The sequence below is a fragment of the Lentzea sokolovensis genome, assembly GCF_033949975.1.
Lineage (GTDB): Bacteria > Actinomycetota > Actinomycetes > Mycobacteriales > Pseudonocardiaceae > Lentzea > Lentzea sokolovensis.
Map to the genome: position 1 here is coordinate 566,498 of NZ_JAXAVU010000001.1, position 20,053 is coordinate 586,550.

17 protein-coding genes are annotated in these 20,053 nt (G+C 68.5%); 7 read left to right on the top strand and 10 right to left on the bottom strand.

Annotated elements, in window-relative coordinates:
- Positions 1-17: 17 nt before the first annotated feature.
- Genes SK854_RS02710 through SK854_RS02720 form a run of 3 tightly spaced genes read left to right on the top strand, consistent with a single transcriptional unit; the run spans position 18 to position 3,672 of the window.
- Entirely contained in the window at positions 18-1,043 is a 1,026-nt protein-coding gene (locus SK854_RS02710) for a glycosyltransferase (protein WP_319973324.1), read from the top strand.
- Positions 1,040-2,482, top strand: coding sequence for a lipopolysaccharide biosynthesis protein (locus tag SK854_RS02715; protein WP_319973325.1), 1,443 nt, complete (start codon positions 1,040-1,042; stop codon positions 2,480-2,482). The genes SK854_RS02710 and SK854_RS02715 overlap by 4 nt, the downstream gene beginning before the upstream one ends.
- Positions 2,479-3,672 (top strand): rhamnosyltransferase WsaF family glycosyltransferase, encoded by a 1,194-nt coding sequence (locus tag SK854_RS02720; RefSeq protein ID WP_319973326.1) that lies wholly within the window; start codon positions 2,479-2,481, stop codon positions 3,670-3,672. Before SK854_RS02715 ends, SK854_RS02720 begins: the two co-directional genes overlap by 4 nt.
- Here SK854_RS02720 and SK854_RS02725 read toward each other — a convergent pair.
- On the bottom strand, positions 3,665-4,630 hold the full coding sequence (locus SK854_RS02725; RefSeq protein WP_319973327.1) for a TolB-like translocation protein: 966 nt from the start codon (positions 4,628-4,630) through the stop codon (positions 3,665-3,667). The genes SK854_RS02720 and SK854_RS02725 overlap by 8 nt on opposite strands.
- Positions 4,631-4,767: 137 nt before the next feature.
- Here SK854_RS02725 and SK854_RS02730 point away from each other — a divergent pair, with 137 nt between their 5' ends.
- Positions 4,768-5,625, top strand: a complete 858-nt coding sequence (locus SK854_RS02730) for a YveK family protein (protein ID WP_319973328.1) — start codon at positions 4,768-4,770, stop codon at positions 5,623-5,625.
- The gene (locus SK854_RS02735) at positions 5,604-6,932 is read left to right on the top strand and encodes an O-antigen ligase family protein (protein ID WP_319973329.1); all 1,329 of its coding nucleotides are present in this window, start codon (positions 5,604-5,606) and stop codon (positions 6,930-6,932) included. Before SK854_RS02730 ends, SK854_RS02735 begins: the two co-directional genes overlap by 22 nt.
- Here the strand turns inward: SK854_RS02735 and SK854_RS02740 are convergent.
- The 3 genes from SK854_RS02740 to SK854_RS02750 form a co-directional block, all read right to left on the bottom strand.
- The gene (locus tag SK854_RS02740) at positions 6,916-7,092 is read right to left on the bottom strand and encodes a DUF397 domain-containing protein (protein WP_319973330.1); all 177 of its coding nucleotides are present in this window, start codon (positions 7,090-7,092) and stop codon (positions 6,916-6,918) included. The genes SK854_RS02735 and SK854_RS02740 overlap by 17 nt on opposite strands.
- Positions 7,067-7,918: a helix-turn-helix domain-containing protein gene (locus SK854_RS02745; RefSeq protein ID WP_319973709.1), complete on the bottom strand. Its 852-nt coding sequence runs from the start codon at positions 7,916-7,918 to the stop codon at positions 7,067-7,069. The genes SK854_RS02740 and SK854_RS02745 overlap by 26 nt, the downstream gene beginning before the upstream one ends.
- 66 nt (positions 7,919-7,984) lie before the next feature.
- The gene (locus tag SK854_RS02750; protein WP_319973331.1) at positions 7,985-8,929 is read right to left on the bottom strand and encodes an NADP-dependent oxidoreductase; all 945 of its coding nucleotides are present in this window, start codon (positions 8,927-8,929) and stop codon (positions 7,985-7,987) included.
- Between the two features lie 131 nt (positions 8,930-9,060).
- Here SK854_RS02750 and SK854_RS02755 point away from each other — a divergent pair, with 131 nt between their 5' ends.
- Both SK854_RS02755 and SK854_RS02760 read left to right on the top strand, forming a co-directional pair.
- A complete protein-coding gene (locus SK854_RS02755; RefSeq protein WP_319973332.1) occupies positions 9,061-9,912 on the top strand; it encodes a helix-turn-helix domain-containing protein in 852 nt (283 codons plus the stop codon).
- A gap of 12 nt (positions 9,913-9,924) precedes the next feature.
- Complete coding sequence (locus SK854_RS02760) at positions 9,925-10,668, top strand: maleylpyruvate isomerase family mycothiol-dependent enzyme (protein ID WP_319973333.1); 744 nt, start codon at positions 9,925-9,927, stop codon at positions 10,666-10,668.
- A 4-nt stretch (positions 10,669-10,672) separates the two neighbouring features.
- Here the strand turns inward: SK854_RS02760 and SK854_RS02765 are convergent, their stop codons facing one another.
- The 6 genes from SK854_RS02765 to SK854_RS02790 form a co-directional block, all read right to left on the bottom strand.
- Complete coding sequence (locus SK854_RS02765; protein WP_319973334.1) at positions 10,673-11,560, bottom strand: hypothetical protein; 888 nt, start codon at positions 11,558-11,560, stop codon at positions 10,673-10,675.
- 90 nt (positions 11,561-11,650) lie between these two features.
- Complete coding sequence (locus tag SK854_RS02770) at positions 11,651-12,211, bottom strand: acyltransferase (RefSeq protein WP_319973335.1); 561 nt, start codon at positions 12,209-12,211, stop codon at positions 11,651-11,653.
- Positions 12,208-13,290: a DegT/DnrJ/EryC1/StrS family aminotransferase gene (locus SK854_RS02775; protein ID WP_319973336.1), complete on the bottom strand. Its 1,083-nt coding sequence runs from the start codon at positions 13,288-13,290 to the stop codon at positions 12,208-12,210. Before SK854_RS02775 ends, SK854_RS02770 begins: the two co-directional genes overlap by 4 nt.
- Positions 13,287-13,934 (bottom strand): NeuD/PglB/VioB family sugar acetyltransferase, encoded by a 648-nt coding sequence (locus SK854_RS02780; RefSeq protein ID WP_319973337.1) that lies wholly within the window; start codon positions 13,932-13,934, stop codon positions 13,287-13,289. The genes SK854_RS02775 and SK854_RS02780 overlap by 4 nt, the downstream gene beginning before the upstream one ends.
- Before the next feature lie 7 nt (positions 13,935-13,941).
- A complete protein-coding gene (locus SK854_RS02785; RefSeq protein WP_319973338.1) occupies positions 13,942-18,645 on the bottom strand; it encodes a DUF4082 domain-containing protein in 4,704 nt (1,567 codons plus the stop codon).
- 220 nt (positions 18,646-18,865) lie between these two features.
- The gene (locus SK854_RS02790; protein ID WP_319973339.1) at positions 18,866-19,990 is read right to left on the bottom strand and encodes a DegT/DnrJ/EryC1/StrS family aminotransferase; all 1,125 of its coding nucleotides are present in this window, start codon (positions 19,988-19,990) and stop codon (positions 18,866-18,868) included.
- Positions 19,991-20,053: the final 63 nt, after the last annotated feature.

Consider the following 20,053-nt stretch of genomic DNA (forward strand, 5'->3'; position numbering starts at 1 on the left):
TGCCAACGCTTCCCACAGTGGACGTCGTGATCCCCTGTTACAACTACGCCCACTTCCTACCGGCCTGCGTCCGCAGCGTCCTCGACCAACCCGGCGTGGACGTCCGAGTGCTTGTGATCGACGACACGTCGTCGGACAACACCCCTGAGGTGATGGCCGAGCTGATGGCCGCGGACAAGCGCGTCGAGGGCTACCGGCACGAGGTGAACAAGGGGCACATCGCCACCTACAACGAGGGCCTGCTGGACTGGGCGAGCGCCGACTACACGGTGCTGCTGTCCGCGGACGACCTGCTGGCGCCGGGAGCACTCCAGCGTGCCGCCGAGGTCTTCGAGCAGAACCCCGAAGTGGGCATGGTCTACGGCCGCGTCGTCTACTACAGCGACCACAACGCGTTGCCGAGGGTCACTCAGCTTCCGGCCACGTCGAGGGTCTGGCGCGGCGACGACTGGATCGAGAACCGCTTCCGCAGCAGCCGCAACGTGATCTCCTCGCCGGAGGTCGTGGTGCGCACCAAGATCCAGCAGAAGGTCGGCGGCTACCGCTCGGACCTCCCCCACGCGGGTGATCTGGAGATGTGGCTGCGCATCGCCGCGGTGTCCGACATAGGGTACGTCAGCGGCAGGCCCGGCGCGTACTACCGGGTGCACGAGAACTCGATGATGCGCACGACGTTCAAGTCGGTGTTCGCCGACCTGGAGCAGCGCCGGGACGTGTTCGACCTGGTGCTGGAGCAGAACCCGGGCCTGCCCGCGCGACTGAAGACGCTGGCGCACAAGGCGATCGCGAGCGACGCGCTGTGGCGCGCGGTCCGGCTCCACGACAGGAACCAGCTCGACGGCACCGAGCAGGAACTCCTCGACTTCGCCCGCGAGACCTACGCGCAGCTGGAGGAGTTGCCCGAGTACAAGGCACTCCTGCGGCGCAAGAAGTTCAGCCCGCGTTTCCTGAGCCGTACTCAGTTGTTCCTCGCACCCCACGCCGTCAAGCGCGCGAAGCTGTGGATCGGCACGCAGCGCTGGAAGTGGCGGGGCGAGTGGTGAGCACGGACACCGGCCGGCTCGAAGGCAAGGTCTCCTCGGCGATCCGCTGGAGCGCCGTCAACTCACTGCTGCAACGACTCGCCGCCGTCGGCATCAGCGTCCTGCTCGCGCGCCTGATCGCGCCCGAGCAGTTCGGTGTCTTCGCGGTCGCCCTGGTCGTGCTCAACATCGTGCTGAGCGTGTCCGAGCTCGGCGTCAGCGCCGCCCTGGTCCGTCACAACGGCCCGATCGAGGAGATGGCGCCGACCGTCACGACGCTGTCCCTCGCGTCCGGCACGCTGCTCGCGTTGATCTGCGCGGTCGGCGCACCGTGGTTCTCCAACGCCATGGACGCGCCTGAGGCCGCCGGGGTCATCCAGCTCATGTCGATCGCGCTCGTCGTCGCGGGCGCGACCGCGGTGCCCGGCGCGATGATGCAGCGGAACTTCCGCCAGGACCACAAGTTCTACGCCGACACCGCCGCGTTCGTGGCGGGTACGGCCGTCGCGGTCGTGCTGGCGCTCATGGGCTTCGGCGCGTGGAGCCTCGCGTGGCAGCGGATCGCGCAGAACGTCTCCGCCGCGGTCATCATGTTCTGGCTCACCAAGGAGAGGTTCCGGCCCGGCTGGAACGCCGTGCAGGCCAAGGAACTGCTCGCGTTCGGCCTGCCGCTGGCCGGATCGAGCCTGCTGATCTTCGGCGTGATGAACGTCGACTACATCGTCGCCGGCGCGATGCTCGGCACCGTCCAGCTCGGCTTCTACCTGCTGGCGTTCAACCTCGCGAGCTGGCCGGTGGCGGCGTTCAGCGCCCCGGTCAGAAGCGTGTCGCTGGCCGCCTTCTCGAAGGTCCGCGAGGATCCCGAGCTGTTCCAGAAGTCGTTCGGACGTGCTCTGGGACTCCTGGCGCTCGTCACGGTGCCCGCGTGCGTGCTCCTGGCCGCCTTGGCCGAACCGCTCATCCGCGTCGTCTACGGCGAGCGCTGGGCCCCCGCGGCGACGGCGCTCGCGTTGCTGGTGCTGCTCGGCGCTGTCCGGGTCGCCCTCGAACTCGGCTACGACTTCCTCGCCTCGGCCGGCCGGTCGCGAGCGATCCTCGTGATCCACGTGGTCTGGCTCGTCGCGCTGGTGCCGTTGCTGGCGCTGGGCGCGCACCTCGACGGCATCCGGGGCGTCGCGGCGGCCCACGTGATCGTCGCCGTCCTGATCATCACACCCGCGTACCTGGTCACGTTCAAGCCCTACGGCATCCGCGCCGGCGCGCTCGGCACCAGGCTGCTGCGGCCGTTCCTCGGCGGCGTGCTGATGGTCGCGGTCGTGCTCGTGGTCCGGAACATGATCGACAGCGAGGTGCTGCAGATCCTCGTCGGCGGCGCGCTGTCCTGCCTCGCCTACCTGCTCGTGGTGTACCCGATGAGACACGAGATCCTTGCGGTGCTGAAGAAGAGGGCCGACGCGTGAGGCGACTGAGGCAGGTCACGAAGATCGTCCGCGAGCAGGGCGCGAAACAGCTCGGCGTCCGCCTGCTCACCGCCGCGACCCGCAGGCTCGGCGCCGAGGGCGAAGACATGCCGGTGCGTCTCGACGACGTCCGCAGGGCCGACGTGGAGCAGCGCAAGCCCGTGGTGATCCCGCCGATCCCGCCGGGCGGCAAGCTCACGATCAACTGGGTCACCACTCCCCCGTCCAAGGGATCCGGCGGCCACACCACGATGTTCCGGCTCATCCGGCACCTGGAGTCGCTCGGGCACGAGTGCAGGCTCTACCTGTACGACACGTTCGGCAACACGGTCGCCGACCTCGAACCCGGTGTCAGGCAAGCGTTCCCGTTCTTCCGGGGTTCGATCCACGACGTGACGGACGGCATGGCGGACGCGCACGCGGTCTTCGCGACGGCGTGGATCACCGCGTACCCGGCGTTCAACGATCCCTGCGCGGGCAAGAGGTTCTACCTCGTGCAGGACTACGAACCGTGGTTCTACCCGTCCGGCGGCCTCTACGCGCTCGCGGAGAACACGTACCGGATGGGCATGCACGGCTTCACGGCCGGAAGGTTCCTCGCCGACAAGCTCCTCGACGAGCACGACATGCCGGCCGACCACTTCGACTTCGGCTGCGACGCCGACAGGTACAAGCTCGGCGACGACAAGCGCGACGGCATCGTCTTCTACGCCCGGCGCAAGGCACCGCGCAGGGCGTTCGAACTCGGCGTGCTGGCGCTGGAGGTCTTCGCCGAGAAGCACCCGGACCTCAAGATCCACGTCTACGGCGAGAAGATCGGGCAGCTCGGGCCGCAGTTCCACGACCACGGCCTGGTCACGCCCGACGACCTCAACGCCATCTACAACCGGTGCTTCGCCGGGTTGTCGCTGTCGATGACCAACGTGTCCCTCGTGCCGCACGAGATGCTCGCGGCCGGATGCATCCCCGTGGTGAACGACGCGCACTTCAACCGCGTAGTCCTGGACAACGACCACGTCCGGTACGCGACACCCACCCCGCACTCACTGGCGCGTGCGTTGTCCGAAGTGGTCACATCGCCGGACTTCGACGCGGTCGCCCGTGCGGCCGCGTCCAGTGTGGAGGGACGTTCCTGGGATGCGGCAGGACATGAGCTGGAAAAGGTGCTCCGCCGCGAACTCGCTACATGACCGGGGACGGCGACGTGGCGTCCTGGATCAGCACCCGAGCGTCCTGCGAGCCGTCGGCGGGAACCACGTGAACGGCGGGCAGCTTGGCGTCCTTGGGCACCGCGGCGAACGCGAGCTCCGTCTGGGTGAGCCACGTCGCCTGGTCGTCGACGCCGGCCGTGCCGGGCAGCCGCTTCTCCGTGTTCGTGGCGAGGTCGAGCACCGCGAGGTCCCACGGACCGAGGCGGCCGATGCGCTTCTTGTACGCGACCTTCGTGCCGTCCGGCGACAGCGACGGGCATTCCGCGTCACGGCGCAACGACGTCACGGACTTGGTCGTCAGATCGCCCTTGACCAGCCAGGTGAAACCACCGCTGGCGAGCGTCGCGTAGAAGGTCCTGTCATCGGAACCGACCGTCAGGCCCCAGTAGTTGGCGTCACTCGCGGTGAGCAGAGCACCCTCCACAGTGGCGGCGAAGTGTTCGAGCGACTCGACGGTCTCGCCGGTGCGCACGTCGAAGTAGCCGGTGCGGGTGGAGAAGCCGCCGGGAACCGAGTACGAGTCGCCGGTGACGAAACTCGTCCAGGACACCACGTTGCCGGACTGCGACACCTTCGCGCGGCTCGGGATGCCCGGCAGCGGAATGGTCTTGATCGGCTTGCCGCCGCGGCTCACCTCGGCCGCGTAGGTCGGGCCGGGACCGGAGAGCTTCAGGCACACGCTGGTGCCGCCGGCGGCGTAAAACCGCTGGCAGGCGAGCTCCATCTGGGTACGGGCGCCGCCGTCGGCGAGCTTCTCGACACGGTTCTGCCCCCCGGCGAGATCGACGAAGAGAAGATCGCCGACCTTGGCCTGCGTCACCTGTTCGGTGCCGCCCGACTGCTTCGCGTCGGTGGCCGCCGTGACGACGTAAGCCGTTGTCCCGCCGATGACCACGAGAATGGCCGCGACGGTCACGGTCAGACGTCCTGCACGCATGCTGCCTCCTGGTTTCCACCTGTTCATCGCCGTACAGCTACGGCCTGTAACAGTTGGCAGCTCACCCCGATTTTCAAAGCAGGCGATACCCTACGAACATTGCGTTCGCAATACCGAGCCGCGGATCGGGGATTTTGATGGACTTCTGGGGAACCGTACGAGTGCTGCGGCGGCGGTGGTACATCGCCCTCCCCGCAGTGCTGCTCACGGGCATCCTCGCGCTGTCCGTCTACGTCTCCGTGCCCACCCGGTACGAGTCGAGCGGCGTGCTGGTCCTCACCTCCCCCGCGGCAGGCGGCCGGTACACGGCGAACACCAAGCCCGAGGACGTCGTCAGGGTCAACCCGCTGCTGCAGTTCGACGGCAGCCTCACGACCACCGCGCAGATCCTCACGCAGGTCCTCGGCGACCCGAAGACCGCTGAGGAGTTGGCGGGCAAGGGCTCGACGTCCGTCTACACCGCGAACACCGGCCCGGTCGGCGGCCCGCTGCTGTTCATCACGACCGAGTCGGACTCGGCCGAGTCGGCGGAAGGCCTCGTCGGCAAGGTGCTCGAGAAGACCGTCGCCGAGCTCGCGGCGCAGCAGAAGGCGTTGAACGCGCCCGAACAGACGTTCATCACCGCGCAGATCCTGGTGAAGCCGACGACGGCCTCGGCCAAGATCGGCGGCAAGGTCCGGTACGTCGGCGCGGCCACCGTCGTGTTGCTGCTGCTGACGCTCGCCTCGACGTTCGCCGCCGACTCGATCATGCTCAGGGCCAAGCGCCGCAAGGACAAGGACGCCAAAGACGGCAAGGACACCAAGGACGCGGCACCGTCCGAAAAGGAGACGACGCCGCAGCCCGTCCCGCCGGTCCGGCCTGGGCCACCGCACAACGGCAACGGCGGCGCACCTCAGCGGCCCATGCCCCAGGGTGTGCCGAACGCGCACCAGAAGACCGTCATCATCGCCGCACCCAAGCCAGACCCAGCATGGCCGACGAAAGACGACTGACCGCCCAGCGAGCCGACGGCGCCACTCTGCTCATCTTCTACATGGTGGCGCTGCTCGTCGTCCCCGCCCGGTTCACCATCGCGTTCGTCCCGATCACGCTGCCGCCCGCGTTGTTCGTGGCGATGTGCCTGGCCGTGGTGTGGTTCGCCGCCCACCTCGTCGACCACCTCGGCATGGCCAAGGGCCGCAACGCCGTCCGCACGGTCCTCGCGATCTACGTGATGCTGCACCTGATGACGTACGCCCTGGCGACGCGGCGCTACCTGCCGATCGACGAGCTGTCGGTGTCGGACTCGGCACTGATCCGGGTCGTGTCGATGGCGGCGCTCGCGGTGTTCATCGTCGACGCGGTCCGCAGTGGTGAACGCCTGAGCCGCGCGCTGCGGGTGATGGTGGCCTGCCTGACGGTCAGCGCGTTCGTCGGCCTGTTCCAGTTCGGCCTGGGCCTCGACCTGGCCTCGTACATCACGCTGCCGGGCCTGCGCGTGCAGGACAACGGCTACTCGGCGCTGGAATCCAGGTCGATCTTCTTCCGCCCCGCCGGCACCGTGAACCACCCGATCGAGTTCGGTCTGGTCTGCGTGCTGGGCGTGCCGTTCGCCGCGCACTTCGTGTTCCAGGCGAAGGACAAGGGTGAACCCGCCGGCCGCTGGTGGATGGCGCTGTCGCTGCTGGCGCTGATGGCGATCCTGTCGCTGTCCCGCACGGCCATCATCGGCCTCGTCGTGACGGGCGTCGTGATGGCGATCCTGCTCCCCCGCGAACGCGGCCTGCCGCTGCTCGGCGTCGGCGCGGTGTTCCTGGGCGGCGCCTCCGTCGTCGTGCCGGGCCTGTTCGGCACGGTCACCTCGATGTTCTCGAACATCGAGGACGACCCGTCGTTCCAGGGCCGCACCAAGGACTACGACGGAGCCTGGCTGGAGATCGCCAAACACCCGTGGCTGGGCCGGGGTTTCGGCACGTTCCTGCCCTCGAAGTACACGATCCTCGACAACCAGTACCTGCTGACGATGATCGAGAACGGCTATCTGGGCCTGATCGCGTTCGTGCTGCTGTTCCTCGCCGGCATCTTCGCGGCACTGCGGGCCCGCGCGCTGTCGAAGGACGAGGGGGTGCGCGGGATCGCCATGTGCCTGGTGGCCGCGATGCTGACGTCCGCACTGGGCGCCGCCACGTTCGACGAACTCGCGTTCAGCGTCGCCACCGGCATGACGTTCATGTTGATCGGCGTGTCCGGCACGTTGTTGCGAATAGCCAGACAGGAGGCCGCCGAACGCAAGGCGGCCGAGGTCAGTTCAGCCAGTTGAGCAGGCTCTGCCAGGCAGGGGCGGAGAACGCGAGGACGTCGCCGCTCGCGTTCTTCGAGTCCCGCACCAACGCGTCCTGGGTCAGCGAGACCTCGACGCAGTCGCTGTCGATCGTGTCGCTGCTGTAGGAGCTCTTACGCCAGGTCCGGTCGCCAGTCATGAAGGTCCTCTCGAAGTCCGCTGACGTACTCCGCCAGCTTGCTCCGAGATTGTTCCTCATCCAGCGCGACCGCATCTAGCCGCTCAAAGAGCTTCCTGCTCCACGCGACGGCCGCCTCTTCCTGGGCGAACACCTTGGCCAGATCGGTCTCCGTGTAAGCCAACGGCGATACCTTGCCGAACTCGAACAACGTGCACTTCGAGTGGAACGCGATGCCCTTGACCGTCGCTGGCACGACTCGCAAGATGTGCGCGTTGAAGAGAAGGCGCAGGTACTGGTCCTCCATGACCTTGGCGTCGCCGACACGCATCCGCAGCGCCAGTTCATGCACGTAGAACACGCATTCAGGGCGATATGGCCGCTGCCAGATGCTCTGCCGCAGCATGCGGAGTTTGACGCCTTTCTCGACGTCTTCTGGCGACACGTTGCCGGTCTCCTCGAACTGCGCCCGTGCGTAGGCCTCGGTTTGCAAGAGGCCCGGTATCGACAGGATTTCGTAGGCGAAGATCTTCTTCGCCATCGACTCGACCATGGCGAGCGTGCGCAGGTTGCCCGGCGCTTGGGCGAAGTACAGGTCGAAGGCATGGCGGTACCGATTGGTGAAGTCCTGCAGGAACTCGATGCCCTTTCCGCACGTCGCGAGGTACTGAGCGAGGTCGACCTCGGTGGGCCGGGCCTTGCCGGTCTCGATGTTCGACACCTTGCTCGGGTCCCACCCGAGCTGGACGGCCATGGACCGGCCTCCGAAACTGGTGTTGTTCTCGCGCAACCTGCGGAGTTCGTCGCCCAGATCCCGGCTGTACGCGGTGGAAAGGAATGCAGTCATGCTCTTGGACCGTAACTGTTGAAGTAACTCCAAAGAACGGCTCGTTCGGGTGAAAACGGACCAGCTTCAGACGGCGATGACGTGCTTGCCGAGCACGCCGCCGCGTTCGAAGGCCTCGTGCGCGACCGCGATGTCGGTCAGCGGATAAACGCTGTGCACCACCGGGCGTAGAGCGCCGGAGGTGACGTGGTCGGCCAGGTCGTCGAGCACCGCGTAGCCGGGGTTGGCGCTGAAGGTGCGAATGCGCCGGGAGCCGTGGACGCTCGACACCGCGATCGCGGCCAGGGCGGGACCGGAGAGCGCGATGGTGACCATCCGGCCGCCCTTGGTCAGCCTGCGGCGATAGCGCGCCAACTCGGAGCCGACCGTGTCGACGATGACGTCGAACGGTCCGATCTGATCCGGGGTGGTGGTGCTGTGGTCGAGGACCACGTCGGCGCCCAGCGCACCGAGCGCCTCGGCGTGGCGGTCGCGGGCCAGTGCGGTGACGTGGCCCCCCATCGCGTGGGCCAGTTGCACGGCCGCGGTGCCCACACCACCGGCCGCGCCCCGGACCAGGACCCGCTCCCCTTCGGCCAGTCCCACGCTGTCGCGCAACGCGATCAGCGCCGTGCTGCCCGCGACGACCAGGGACGCCGCCTCGACCGCCGACACCCCCGCCGGAGCGGGGCTGATGCGGTCGGCGGCGACCACGACGTACTCGGCCGCTCCCGCGACGGTGTGCCGTTGGCGGGGGTGCACCATGCCCCACACCCGGTCCCCGGCGCGGTAGTCCTCGACGCCGAAGCCGGTCGTGACGACGGCACCGGTGAAGTCCAGGCCGACGCCGATCGGGAAAGTGCGGCCCGACACCATCTTCAGTCCGCCGGCCCGCACGATCGTGTCGTGGCCGTTCACGCTGGCGGCCTCGACCCGCACCAGGACCTCGCCGGCACCGGGAGCGGGCCGGTCGATCTCGACGACCCGCAGGACGTCCGGTGCTCCGAAGCTCGTGATCTGTGCGGCCTTCATGTCGTGTTTCCTCCTGTGATCGGCTGGTGTGCCACCGATCCTGGGCTCCCCTCGCGTGATCTCGGTCGTTCGCCTTGTCCTGGGTCTGCCGGACCCACCCTCGTCGCTGACACCGCGGGCATACTGGCCCGATGACCGACGACCCCCGCCGTGAGCTGGCCGAGTTCCTGCGGACCCGGCGCACCAGGGTGCGTCCGCAGGACGTCGGTCTGGAGCCGGGTCCGCGGCGGCGCGTCGCGGGACTGCGCCGGGAGGAACTGGCCCTGCTGGCCGGGGTGAGCCCGGACTACTACCAGCGCATGGAGCAGGGCCGTGACGTGCGGCCGTCCGACCAGGTCCTCGACGCCATCGCCGGGGCGTTGAACTTCTCCGCGGAGGAGTCGCGGCACCTGCACAGCCTCGCGGCCGCCGCACGCACTCCCGTTCGGGCAGGACGCCGGTACCTGCCGGAGGAGGTGCCGGCGACCACGCTGCGGCTGCTGAACGCGACGGCCTCACCCGCGCTCGTCGTGGGCCGCTTCCTGGACGTGCTGGCCTGGAACCCGCTGGCCGGCGCTCTGCTGGGTGCGTTCACCGAGGCGCCTCAACGGAATCTGCTCGCCCTGCTGCTGCACCCGGAGGCCGACCAGGCGTGCCCGGACCGGGCGGCCACGGTCGCCGAACTGACCGGGATGCTGCGGGCGCAGGTCTCCGCCGAGCCGGGCCACCCGCGTGCGACGGAACTGGTGGACGAACTGAAGGCGCGCAGCGGCGAGTTCGCGACGCTGTGGGCCCGCCACGACGTCGAGGACACGACCCGCGGCCGGATGCGCGTGAACCACCCGCTGGTCGGCGACCTGAACCTGGACTGGGACGCCTACCCGATGCCGGGCGCGCCAGGCCCCGTGCTCATCGTCTACACCGCCGAGCCGGGCAGCCAGGACGAGGAACGCCTTCGCCTGCTCGCCTCACAAAATGAGTGTGCGCCCACCCCGGCACGGTGATAGACAGCGGGCGTGCACAACAACCTGGCGTTCTCCGACCTCCTGCGACTGATCGAGGAGCGGACCGCCGCCTTCACCACCGCCGTCGCCGCCGCCCCTGATCTGGACGCCCCGGTGCCGTCGTGCCCCGGCTGGACGCTGTACGACCTGGTCCAGCACCTGGGCGACGGCCGCCGCAAGTGGGCCGAGATCGTCGCCGCGGGCCCGGCCGACGCTCCCCCGGCTCGCACGCCGGTCGAGGCACCGCGCGAGGACCTGGTGGCGTGGATGACCGAGTCGTCGCGACTGCTGATCGACGCGCTGAAGGAGTCCGGCCCCGACCGCGACTGCTGGGCGTGGTGGAGCGACTTCCAGTCGCCGCGCAACACGGGTACCGCGGCCCGCCACCAGCTCCAGGAGATCGCGGTCCACACCTACGACGCCCAGCTCACCATCGGCGCCCCGCAGCCGTTGCCGGCCGAGGTGGCGCTCGACGGTGTGGAGGAGTTCCAGACGACCTGCGTCGCGACGACGTCCCCGTGGCCGCACGAGCCCGTGCTCGTCGACTACCACGCCACCGAGGGCCGTTCCTGGCGCGTCACGCTCGACGCCGAGGGCGCCCGACTCGGTGACGTCCCCGGCACGGCCGACACCACGTTCAGCGGCACGGCGAGCGACCTGGTGCTGTCCTTCTACGGCCGCAAGACCGCGGACGACCTGAAGGTCGAGGGCGACCAGCGCACCTTCGAGCGGCTCGTGGCCTGGGAGCCCGAATAACCGCTCAGTCGGTCCCGTGCTCCAGCCCCACGGTGAAGAGCAGGTCCTCGAAGTCGTCGGAGTAGTAGGTGACCATGCCCGCGCCGTTGTGGTGCCCGACGGTTTCGAGCCCGCCCGCGGGCAGGGGACGCCACCAGTACACCCGTGAGCTGAGCTGGTAGGCGCTGTTCGCGTGGCACTCGGCGGCGAGCCGCCCGACCTCGTCGAGTGCCGCCAGCACACCCGCGGTGTCGCGGTCCCGGATGACGTGGAAGATGAACTGGTCGCGGGCGGGCATCGCGACCAGCGCGCCGTGGGGCGCCTCGGCCACCGCGGTCACGGCCTCGATCACCCACGGGACGATCAGCACCAGGGAACCGACGTAGTCCGAGCCCTGCAGGTAGTAGACGCCGTCGGCCTCGTAGTACCCGTCCGGCAGTTCCCTCGCCAGGTTCTCCGCGCCGGCGTCGTAGAGCTGGTCGTAGCCGTGCCGGAGCACGTGCTCGTCCTTCATGACCACGATGGAGTCCGGCCGGTCGAAGGCGAACACCTGGAGCAGGCCGGGCGTGATCTCGGCGGCGTAGGACGCGACCTCCGACACCCCGCTGTCCGAGGTGGCCAGGCGCAGGTAGGTGCGCTGGAGCACGACATCGGTCGGTCCTTCGACGTCGGAACCGTCCGCCGTCGCGAGAACGACGGCCCGCCGGAAGTGCTCGTCGACCAGATCCGCCCACTCGCCGGTGGGAGCGCCTGCCAGGGTCGCCGAAAGCGACTCGAAGCCGAGTTCGAGCGGCTCCGGATGAACGACCTCGACGTGGTCGTCGTGGACGACGATCCGCATGCCGATGAACGCTGGACTGCGCCGGGCCAGGTGCCGCAACCGATCCTGTTGCGCGGTGGTGAGCAAATGCACCGCCGGGACGTTACAAGTCCTGCGGCGACGTGTCCGGGTTTTGCGCGAAAGGCCGCCGAAGCCCTCGCTTCGGCGGCCTTGAACGCTGGTTCAGACGGCTTTCAGGCCGTCCGGGGTCTCCTCGTGCCGGATGCCGCACTCGGGGCACGACAGATCGTCCGAGAGTCGCACACCGCAGGCGCAGACCCAGCCCTTCACGACCGCCGGGTTGCCCGCCACGAAAGCGTGCGCGGGCACGGACTTCGTGATGACCGCACCGGCCGCGGCGAACGCGTGCTCGCCGATCTCGGTGCCGCACACGACGATCGCACCGGCGCCGAGCGTCGCGCCGCGACGCACCAGGGTGGTCTCCAGCGCGTCGCCGGTCTTCTTGACGTGGGCGCGCGGGCGCAGGTCGTTGGTGAACAACACGTTCGGGCCGAGGAACACGTCGTCCTCGCACGTGACGCCGTCGAAGACCAACGTGCCGTTCTTGACCGTCACGTTGTTGCCCAGCACCGCGCGGGACTCGACGAACGCGCCGTCGCAGATGTTGCAGTCACGGCCGATGCGGGCGCCTGGCAGCACGTGTGCGAACGCCCACACGCGCGTGCCGTCGCCCACGTCCTCGGACTCGCACAAACCCTTGGGGTGCACGCGAACGCCGGTCATCGCAGCGCCTCCTTCAGTGCCTCGGCCACGCGGGTCTGCTGGGTCTCGGTGATCTCCGGGAACAGCGGCAGCGACAGCAGTTCCGCGGCCGAGGTCTCCGCCACCGGGAACGAACCGTCGAGGTGCGCGAACGCACCCGTCTTGTGCAGTGGCGTCGGGTAGTGGATGCCGGCGCCGATTCCCGCGGCGTGCAGGGCGGAGAGCACGCGGTCGCGGTCCGGCACGCGGACGACGTAGAGGTGCCAGACGGGCAGGTTGCCGTCCAGCACGACCGGCACGCGCACCCGTTCGACGTCGGCGAGCAGCTCGGTGTAGCGCTGGGCGGCGGCGCGGCGGGCCTGGTTCCAGCCCTCCAGGCGGCGCAGCTTCGCGGACAGCACCACGGCCTGCAGCGTGTCGAGGCGGCTGTTGAAGCCGAGCACCGGGTGCTCGTACTTGCGCGGTGAACCGTGCTCGCGCAACAGCTTCACCGACTCGGCGATCGCGTCGGACGTCGTCAGCACCGCGCCGCCGTCGCCGTACGCGCCGAGGTTCTTGCCGGGGTAGAACGAGGTCGCGGCCGCGACACCGAGGCCACCGACGGCGACACCGTTGCGGCGCGCGCCCTGGGCCTGGGCGGCGTCCTCGACGACCGGCAGACCGAGCGGCAGCAGTTCGACCGGCGCGGCCTGGCCGTACAGGTGCACCGGCACAACGGCTTTGGTGCGCGACGTGACCACGGAGGACACCTGGTCGACGTCGATCAGCAGCGTGTCGTCCACGCAGTCGACGAGCACGGGCGTCGCGCCGGCCCTGGCGACGGCCTCGGCGGTGGCGATGAAGGTGTTGGCGGGCAGCACGACCTCGTCGCCGTGGCCGACGCCCAGCGCGCGCAACGCCAGTTCGATGGCGTCGGTGCCGTTGCCGACACCGATCGCGTGCGCGACTTCCTGGTAGGCGGCGAACTCCGACTCGAACCGGGCGACCTGGGGGCCGTTGATGAAGGCCGTCGTCTTGAGCACCTCGGCCCAGCCGTCGGCCACCTCGTCGGCCACCTGCTCGTGCTGGGCACGCAGGTCCACCAGTGGAATCTCGATCACGCGCTCTCCCCACGCAACGGGCGGGCCGGCACGCCGGCCCACGTCTCTCCCGCGGGAACGTCCCGCAGGACAACGGCTCCCATGCCGATGACGGCACCGGCGCCGATCTTCACGCCCTCGCGCACCAGGGCTCCCTGTCCCAGGTACGCGGCCTCCCCGACGTGCACAGAACCCGCGAGCGCCGCGCGGCCGGCGAACGTGACGCCGTCCGAGACCTCGTCGTCGTGGGTGATCAGCACCTGGGGCATGGCCACCACGTGCCGGCCGATCGACAGCGGGGTCGTGATGACGACGCCCGCGAGCAGAATCGTTCCGGCGCCGACAGAAGCACCGGAGGTGACAGCCGCCGGATGCACGATGGTCGCCCACCGCTCGTCCGGCAGATCGAGCCTCCTGGCCACGTCCAGCCGGACCAGCGACCGCCGCGCACTCGCGATGCAGAGCACGACGGCCGCGTCCGGATGATCGGCCAGGGTGTCGAGCCCGCCCAGCACGGGCACCCCGTCCATCAGGGTGCCGTGCAGGGCGGTGGAGTCGTCGAGAGCCCCGATCGGGTCCCACGTCTCCGGGAGGAGGCGGACCGCCGCGAGGGTCTCGCGAGTCAGTCCACCCGCCCCGAGGAACAGCAGTGGCCGAGCAGTCACAGGCGCATCACTGGAACATCACGTCCACCCAGTAGTTGCCACCGTTGTAGGTCGACGTCGGGAACCCGGATCCGGCGGTGAACACACCGGCGGACGGCGTGGCACCCAGCGGCGGCGAGGTCACCGAGCCGAAGTAGCCCTCGTTCACCGCGTAGCGGCCGACGGTGGTCGTGTACGAGGCCGTGTACGTGGTGTTCGCCGTGATCGACACCGGTGAGCTGAAGGTCAGCGTCTGCCAGCCGGACGCGGTCTCGTTCGAGAACGTGCCGGTGGCCAGGCGCTGGCCGTCCGCGGACCAGAGCGATCCGGTGTGGGTGCCGGTGTTGCCCGTGCCCTTGTAGAACTTCACGCCGGTGATCTGCCCGTTCGTGCTCGACGTGAACTTGACGCCCAGCTCGTACGCGCCGTTGTCATCAGCCGAAGTTACCGTCGGAACGGTCGCCGCGCTGAACAGCGAACACGGGCAGGTCTGCGTCGTCGTCGTGGTGAACGACCACGTGACCGGGTTGGCCATCATGTTGCCGAACGTGTCCGCGGCCTTCGCGGTCACCGAGTACACAGTGGACGCCGCGAATCTGGCGGCGGGCGTGAACGTGATCATCCTGCTGTCCGGCGAGAGCGCCCGCGTGCCGGCGATCTTCGCGCCACCGGGGTCGGTGACGTCGAACTGCGCCGAGTTGAGATCCACGGGCTCGTCGAACGACACGGTGACCGTCGAGTTCAACGCCACGTCGCTCGCGCCGGTCAGCGGCGTGTGCGACTGCGCCACCGGAGCGACGTTGTCGGCGTTGGGCTGGTACATCACGTCGACCCAGTAGTTGCCGGAGCCGTACGTCATCGTCGGGAAGCCCGCACCCGGCACGAACACGCCGTTGAGCTCCTGCGGTGCCGACAGCGGACCGGAGTTGACCGGACCCGTCCCGAAGTACCCGGCGTTCACCGCGTAGTGCCCGGTGGTCGTCGTGTACGAGGCGGTGTAGGTCTGGCCGGAGCTCACGACCACCGGCTGCGAGAACGTCAGCGTCTGCCAGCCCGTCGCCGTCTCACCCGTGAAGGTGCCCGTGGCGAGGCGCTGACCGTTGGCGTTCCAGAGGCTGCCGGTGTGCGTGCCGGTGTTGCCGGTTCCCTTGTAGAAGCGGACACCGGTGATCTGGCCCGACTGGGTCGGGGTGACCCGGACACCCAGCTCGTACGCGCCCGAGTCGTCCGCGGACGTCTCGTCCGGCACCGTCGCCGTGCTGAAGAGCGAGCACGGGCAGGTCGGCGTCGTCGTGGTCGTGAAGTTCCACTCCGCGGCAGCCGTCATCGCGATGCCGTTGACGTCCGCGATGCCCACGTGCGCCTGGTACTGCGTACCCGACACGAGCTTGGCGGACGGCGTCCAGGTGACCGTCTTCTGGTCTCCGGACAGCGACACCGAGCCGGACAGCTTGGCGCCCTTCGGGTCCTTCAGCCAGATCTGCGCCGACGCGGGGTCGACCGGCTCGCTGAACGTCGCCGTGAGGGCGTTCTGCAGGCCCACGTTCGTCGCGTTCACGGCCGGCGCGCGGTTCGTGATCGTCGGCGGCGTGGTGTCACCGTTGAGGCCGTTGCGGTAGATGACGTCGACCCAGTAGTTCGTCGCGTTGTAGGAGTTGTTCGGGAAACCGGTGCCGTACTTGTAGACGCCGTTTCCGCCGTCCGTGCCGTTCTGCAACGCGTGCAGCGACTGGTAGCTCGCCTCCTGGCCGTTGAAGTAGCCGGAGGTGACCGAGTACCGGCCGCTCGGGGCGTTGTACGAGACGATGTACGTCGTGTTCGCCTGCACCTGGACCGGCGAGTTGAACATCAGCTTCTGCCAGCCTGACGTCGTCTCCGCGGTGAACGTGCCGGTCGCGAGCAGCAGACCCGTGGAGGTCCACAGCGAGCCGGTGTGCGTGCCGGTGTTGCCGGTGCCCTTGTAGAAGCGGACGCCGAGCACCTCGCCCTTGCCGTCGAAGCGGACCTTGGTGCCGACCTCGACCTGGCTGGTGTCACCGGCGTCGATCACGGCCGGTGCCGCGAAGTCGTCCCAGATCGTGCACGGGCAGGCCGCCGGGCGCGGCGATCCTGTCGTGAACGTCCAGTTCGACTGCGAGGACAGGTTTCCTGCCGCGTCCGCCGCCCTCATCGTGACGGTGTAGGCGGTCGCTGCCGCCAGCGGCGCGGACGGCGTGAACGTGATCGTGCGGGCGTCGTTCGAGATCGACTTGGTGCCCGTGACCGCGCCCGACGGGCCGGTCACCGTGACCTGCGCCGAGCTGAGCGTCACGTTCTCGTCGAACGTGCCGGACACCGTGGTGTTCAGCGCGACCGAACCGGCGTTGGTCACCGGCGAGTTCGCGCTCTGGATCGGCGCACGGGTGTCGGGACCGGGGTCCGTCGCCCACACCACGTCGACCCAGTAGTTCGTGTTGTCGAACGTCTGGTTCGGGAAGCCGGCGCCGAAGCGGAAGATGCCGTTCGGTCCGTCCACACCGGACTGCAGGCCGGTGATCGGCTGCATGTACGCCTGTTGCTGGTAGAACCCGCCGGTGTCGTAGGCGAAGTGCCCGGTCGGCGTGTAGTACGACACGATGTAGGTCGTGTTCGCGTTCACCGCGATCGGCGACGGGAAGAGCAGCGTCTGCCAGCCCGTCGGGCTCTCGTTGGTGAACGTGCCGGTGGCGAGCAGATCACCGTTGCTCGACCACAGGCTGCCGGTGTGCGTGCCGGTGTTGCCGGTGCCCTTGTAGAACTTCACGCCGCGGACGTAGCCGTTGCTCGCGGCCCTCCACTTCACGCCGAGCTCCAGCTGCGAGCTGTCGTCGGCGGACGTGACCTTCGGGACCTCCGTGCCGGCGAACATGCCGCACGGGCAGGTCTTGGCGGCCACGTTCGGAGTCGCGCTCACGGGCGTGGACAGGTTCAGCGAGTCGTCGACCGCGCGGACCCTGATCTGTGCCGTGCCGGACTGGTTCGGCGTGTAGGTGTAGGTCCACGACGTCTGACCCGCCAGCCAGTTCGCGTAGTGCCAGCGCGTGCCGCCGTCGGTCGAGACCTCGACGCCCGCGACCTTGCCGGACGCGTCGATCACCGTGCCGCCGAAGGTGTAGGCCTGGCCGACCGTCGCCTGCGCCGGCAGCGTCGAGATCTGCACGCCGGGCGCCGCGTTGTCGTTGATGGCACCGGAGATGGTGAGCTGGTCGGCACCCCACAGCTGGTAGGGCTGCACGCCCATGTCCGCGAGGAAGTTGACCGTCGCCTGCTTGATCCGCTTGTCCGACGTCGGCGTGTTGGTCGGGAACGCGTGTTCGTCGTCGACGCCCCACGCCCACTGCACCGTGCCGGCACCGAACACCAGCGCACCGGAAGGCGCGCGGTAGTACGTGATCGCGTGCGTCTCGGGACCCGAGCCGTACTCGTCGCCGTAGTTCTTCAGGCCGTAGTAGCCGTCGAGGTTGACCGTCGTGCGGGACATCTGCGCGACGCCGGCGGGCTGGAAGCCGTTGTCGTAGACGGTGTTCCACTCGTAGCCGAGCGTGCCGGGCTGGAACGTGTACGTGCTGCCCGCGGCGAGGTTCACCAGGTCGGTGTTGCGCCAGAGCCGCATCTTGCCGTACGCGGCCGGCACCTGCAGCGCGTCGTCACGCCGGCCGTTGACCGTGAACATGTTGCCGAGCAACGCGTTCTCGGGTCTGCCGCCGTCCTGAGGTGGACTGTAGCGAGGGTCTCGCCAGGTGCCGGTCCAGGTGCTCGTGCCGTCGTTCTGGGTGCCCTTCGTCTCCTTGAAGCAGACGATGGTGCGCCAGTCGGTCTGGGAGGAGTCCATGCTCTTCTCCCACTTGGTCTTCCAGAAGATCTCGTTGCCGGTCAGGAACGCCATGTGCACGCCGGCGTCACGCGCGGCCATCACGTTGTTCCACTGCTCGTTCGACCAGTACTCGTCGTGGCCGACCGCCATGAAGACCTTGTGGTTCTTGATCAGGTTGCCGCGCCGGGCGGAGTCCACGTCGGTCGTGTAACTCATGTCGTACCCGTTGCGCTCCATGAACCTGAGCATCGGGTACTCGGCGTTGAAGATGAAGTTCTCGTCGCCGTCGCCGCCGGTGTACGGGCGGTTGTAGCTGACCTTGTACGAGCTGCCGCCCTGGCCGGGGCCGTCACCGAAGTAGAGGCTGTTGCCGCCGTAGCGGTTGTACGCGACCCAGGTGGCGTCGGAGGTCTGGAAGAACACCTTCGAGGTGGAGGCGTCGTCGCGGACGACGAACGCCATCTCGTTCTCGGCGCCGGTGTCGTTGCGCGTCATGCGCACGTAGTAGATGCCGGAGACCGCGGTGGAGGGGATGTTCCAGGTGACCGACACGGCCCAGTTGCCGCAGTCGATGAGCGCGGTCGGCGCGTCCCGCAGACATGGTGGCTGGTTCTGCGGGGTGTTGCGGTTGACCGTGCCCATGTGCCGGGCGCCCTTGCCGCCGTACCAGCCCATCCGGTAGATGTCGAGCTTGTACGAGGAGGCCGACGTCAGCATCTTGAAGCTGACGGTCTGGCCGATGTTGTAGCTGATGTCCGTTGTGTACCCGAGGATCGCGTCGTCCCGGTACTGGGCCTGCCAGTTGTCCGCACCGGTCTGCGTGTTCTCACACGCGACCTTGTTGGTGACGGGGAAGTCACACGGAGCAGCATTGGCGTTGGGGGCGTTGAAGACCCCCATCACGAACATCGTCGATGCGATTAATGCCGTGATCACAAGCACCCGCACGAGACGCGACTGCTGAGCCACCATTGGGTTCTACCTCTCGGACGGAGTTACCGTGTGTGATCCGCGCACTACGCTGGACAGCACAGGGCTGCTACTCCGAACGTCGGCGATCTGGTTAGAACTGTTACGTGTCAACACAAAAATGTTCCGGTGGGGGTTGAATCTTTATCTTTCAACCACGCACGGTCAGTTGGGATGTGTGGAGAGTTTCCGACAACGCTGACACGACGGTGTCCTGTTCGGACTCGGTCATGTCGTGGAAGAGCGGAAGGATCAGCGTCCGGGCCGTGAAGGCCTCCGTCACCGGCAGCGCGATGCCGGGATGACCCTCGTAGGCGGGTTCGAGGTGTGACGCCATGATTCCGCGCCGTGCGCTCACGCCGCGTTCGGCAAGGCCCGCAAGGACTTCCTGACGGTCGGCGCCCTCGGGCAGCCAGACCCAGAACGACTGGTAGTTCGTCGTCCCGTACTCAGGGTCACGAACGGTCTCGACGACGCCGTCCAGCAACTCGTGGTAGCGCGCGGCCAACTCACGGCGACGGGCGATGATCGCGTCCAGTTTGGACAGCTGCACCAGGCCGACGGCGGCCTGGATGTCGGTCATCCGGTAGTTGAACGCCGTCTCCAGGTACTGCTCGATGACGGCGCTTCCGCCGTTGTGGCGGTCCGCCGCGGAGACGCTCATCCCGTGCTCGCGCAGGCGCTTGAGCCGGACGGCCCACTCGGGGTCGTCGGTGGTGACCATGCCGCCCTCACCGGTGGTGAGGAGCTTGCGCGGGTGGAACGACCAGGCGGCCAGCAGCGCGTCCGTGCCGACCGGCTTGCCCTTGTAGGTGGAGCCCGCCGCGCACGCCGCGTCCTCGATGACCGCGATGCCGCGCGGTTCGCACAACGCCTTGAGCGCGTCGACGTCCGCGGGCACGCCGGCCTGGTGCACGACCATGACTGCGCGTGTTCGTTCGGTGAGCACGGGTTCCACTGTGGACGCGCTCAGGTTGCCGGTCTCCACCTCGACGTCGGCGAAGACGGGGGTGGCACCGGTGTAGCGCACGGCGTTGGCGGTGGCGATGAACGACAGCGACGGCACGACGACCTCGTCGCCGGGGCCGATGCCGAGAACGTGCACGGCGAGGTGCAGACCCGTTGTGCAGGAGGACACCGCGACACCGTGCTGCGCGCCGACCGAGGCGGCGAACGCTTCTTCGAACTCCCGGACTCGGGGACCCTGGGCCACCCAGCCGGACCGGACGGCCTCGGCGGCGGCGAGCGCCTCTTCTTCGCCGAGCAACGGCCGCATAACCGGAATCAAAGCTCTACCTCTTCATTGGCGGAGTTGGTGTCCGCGACCGCCGCTGGAGTT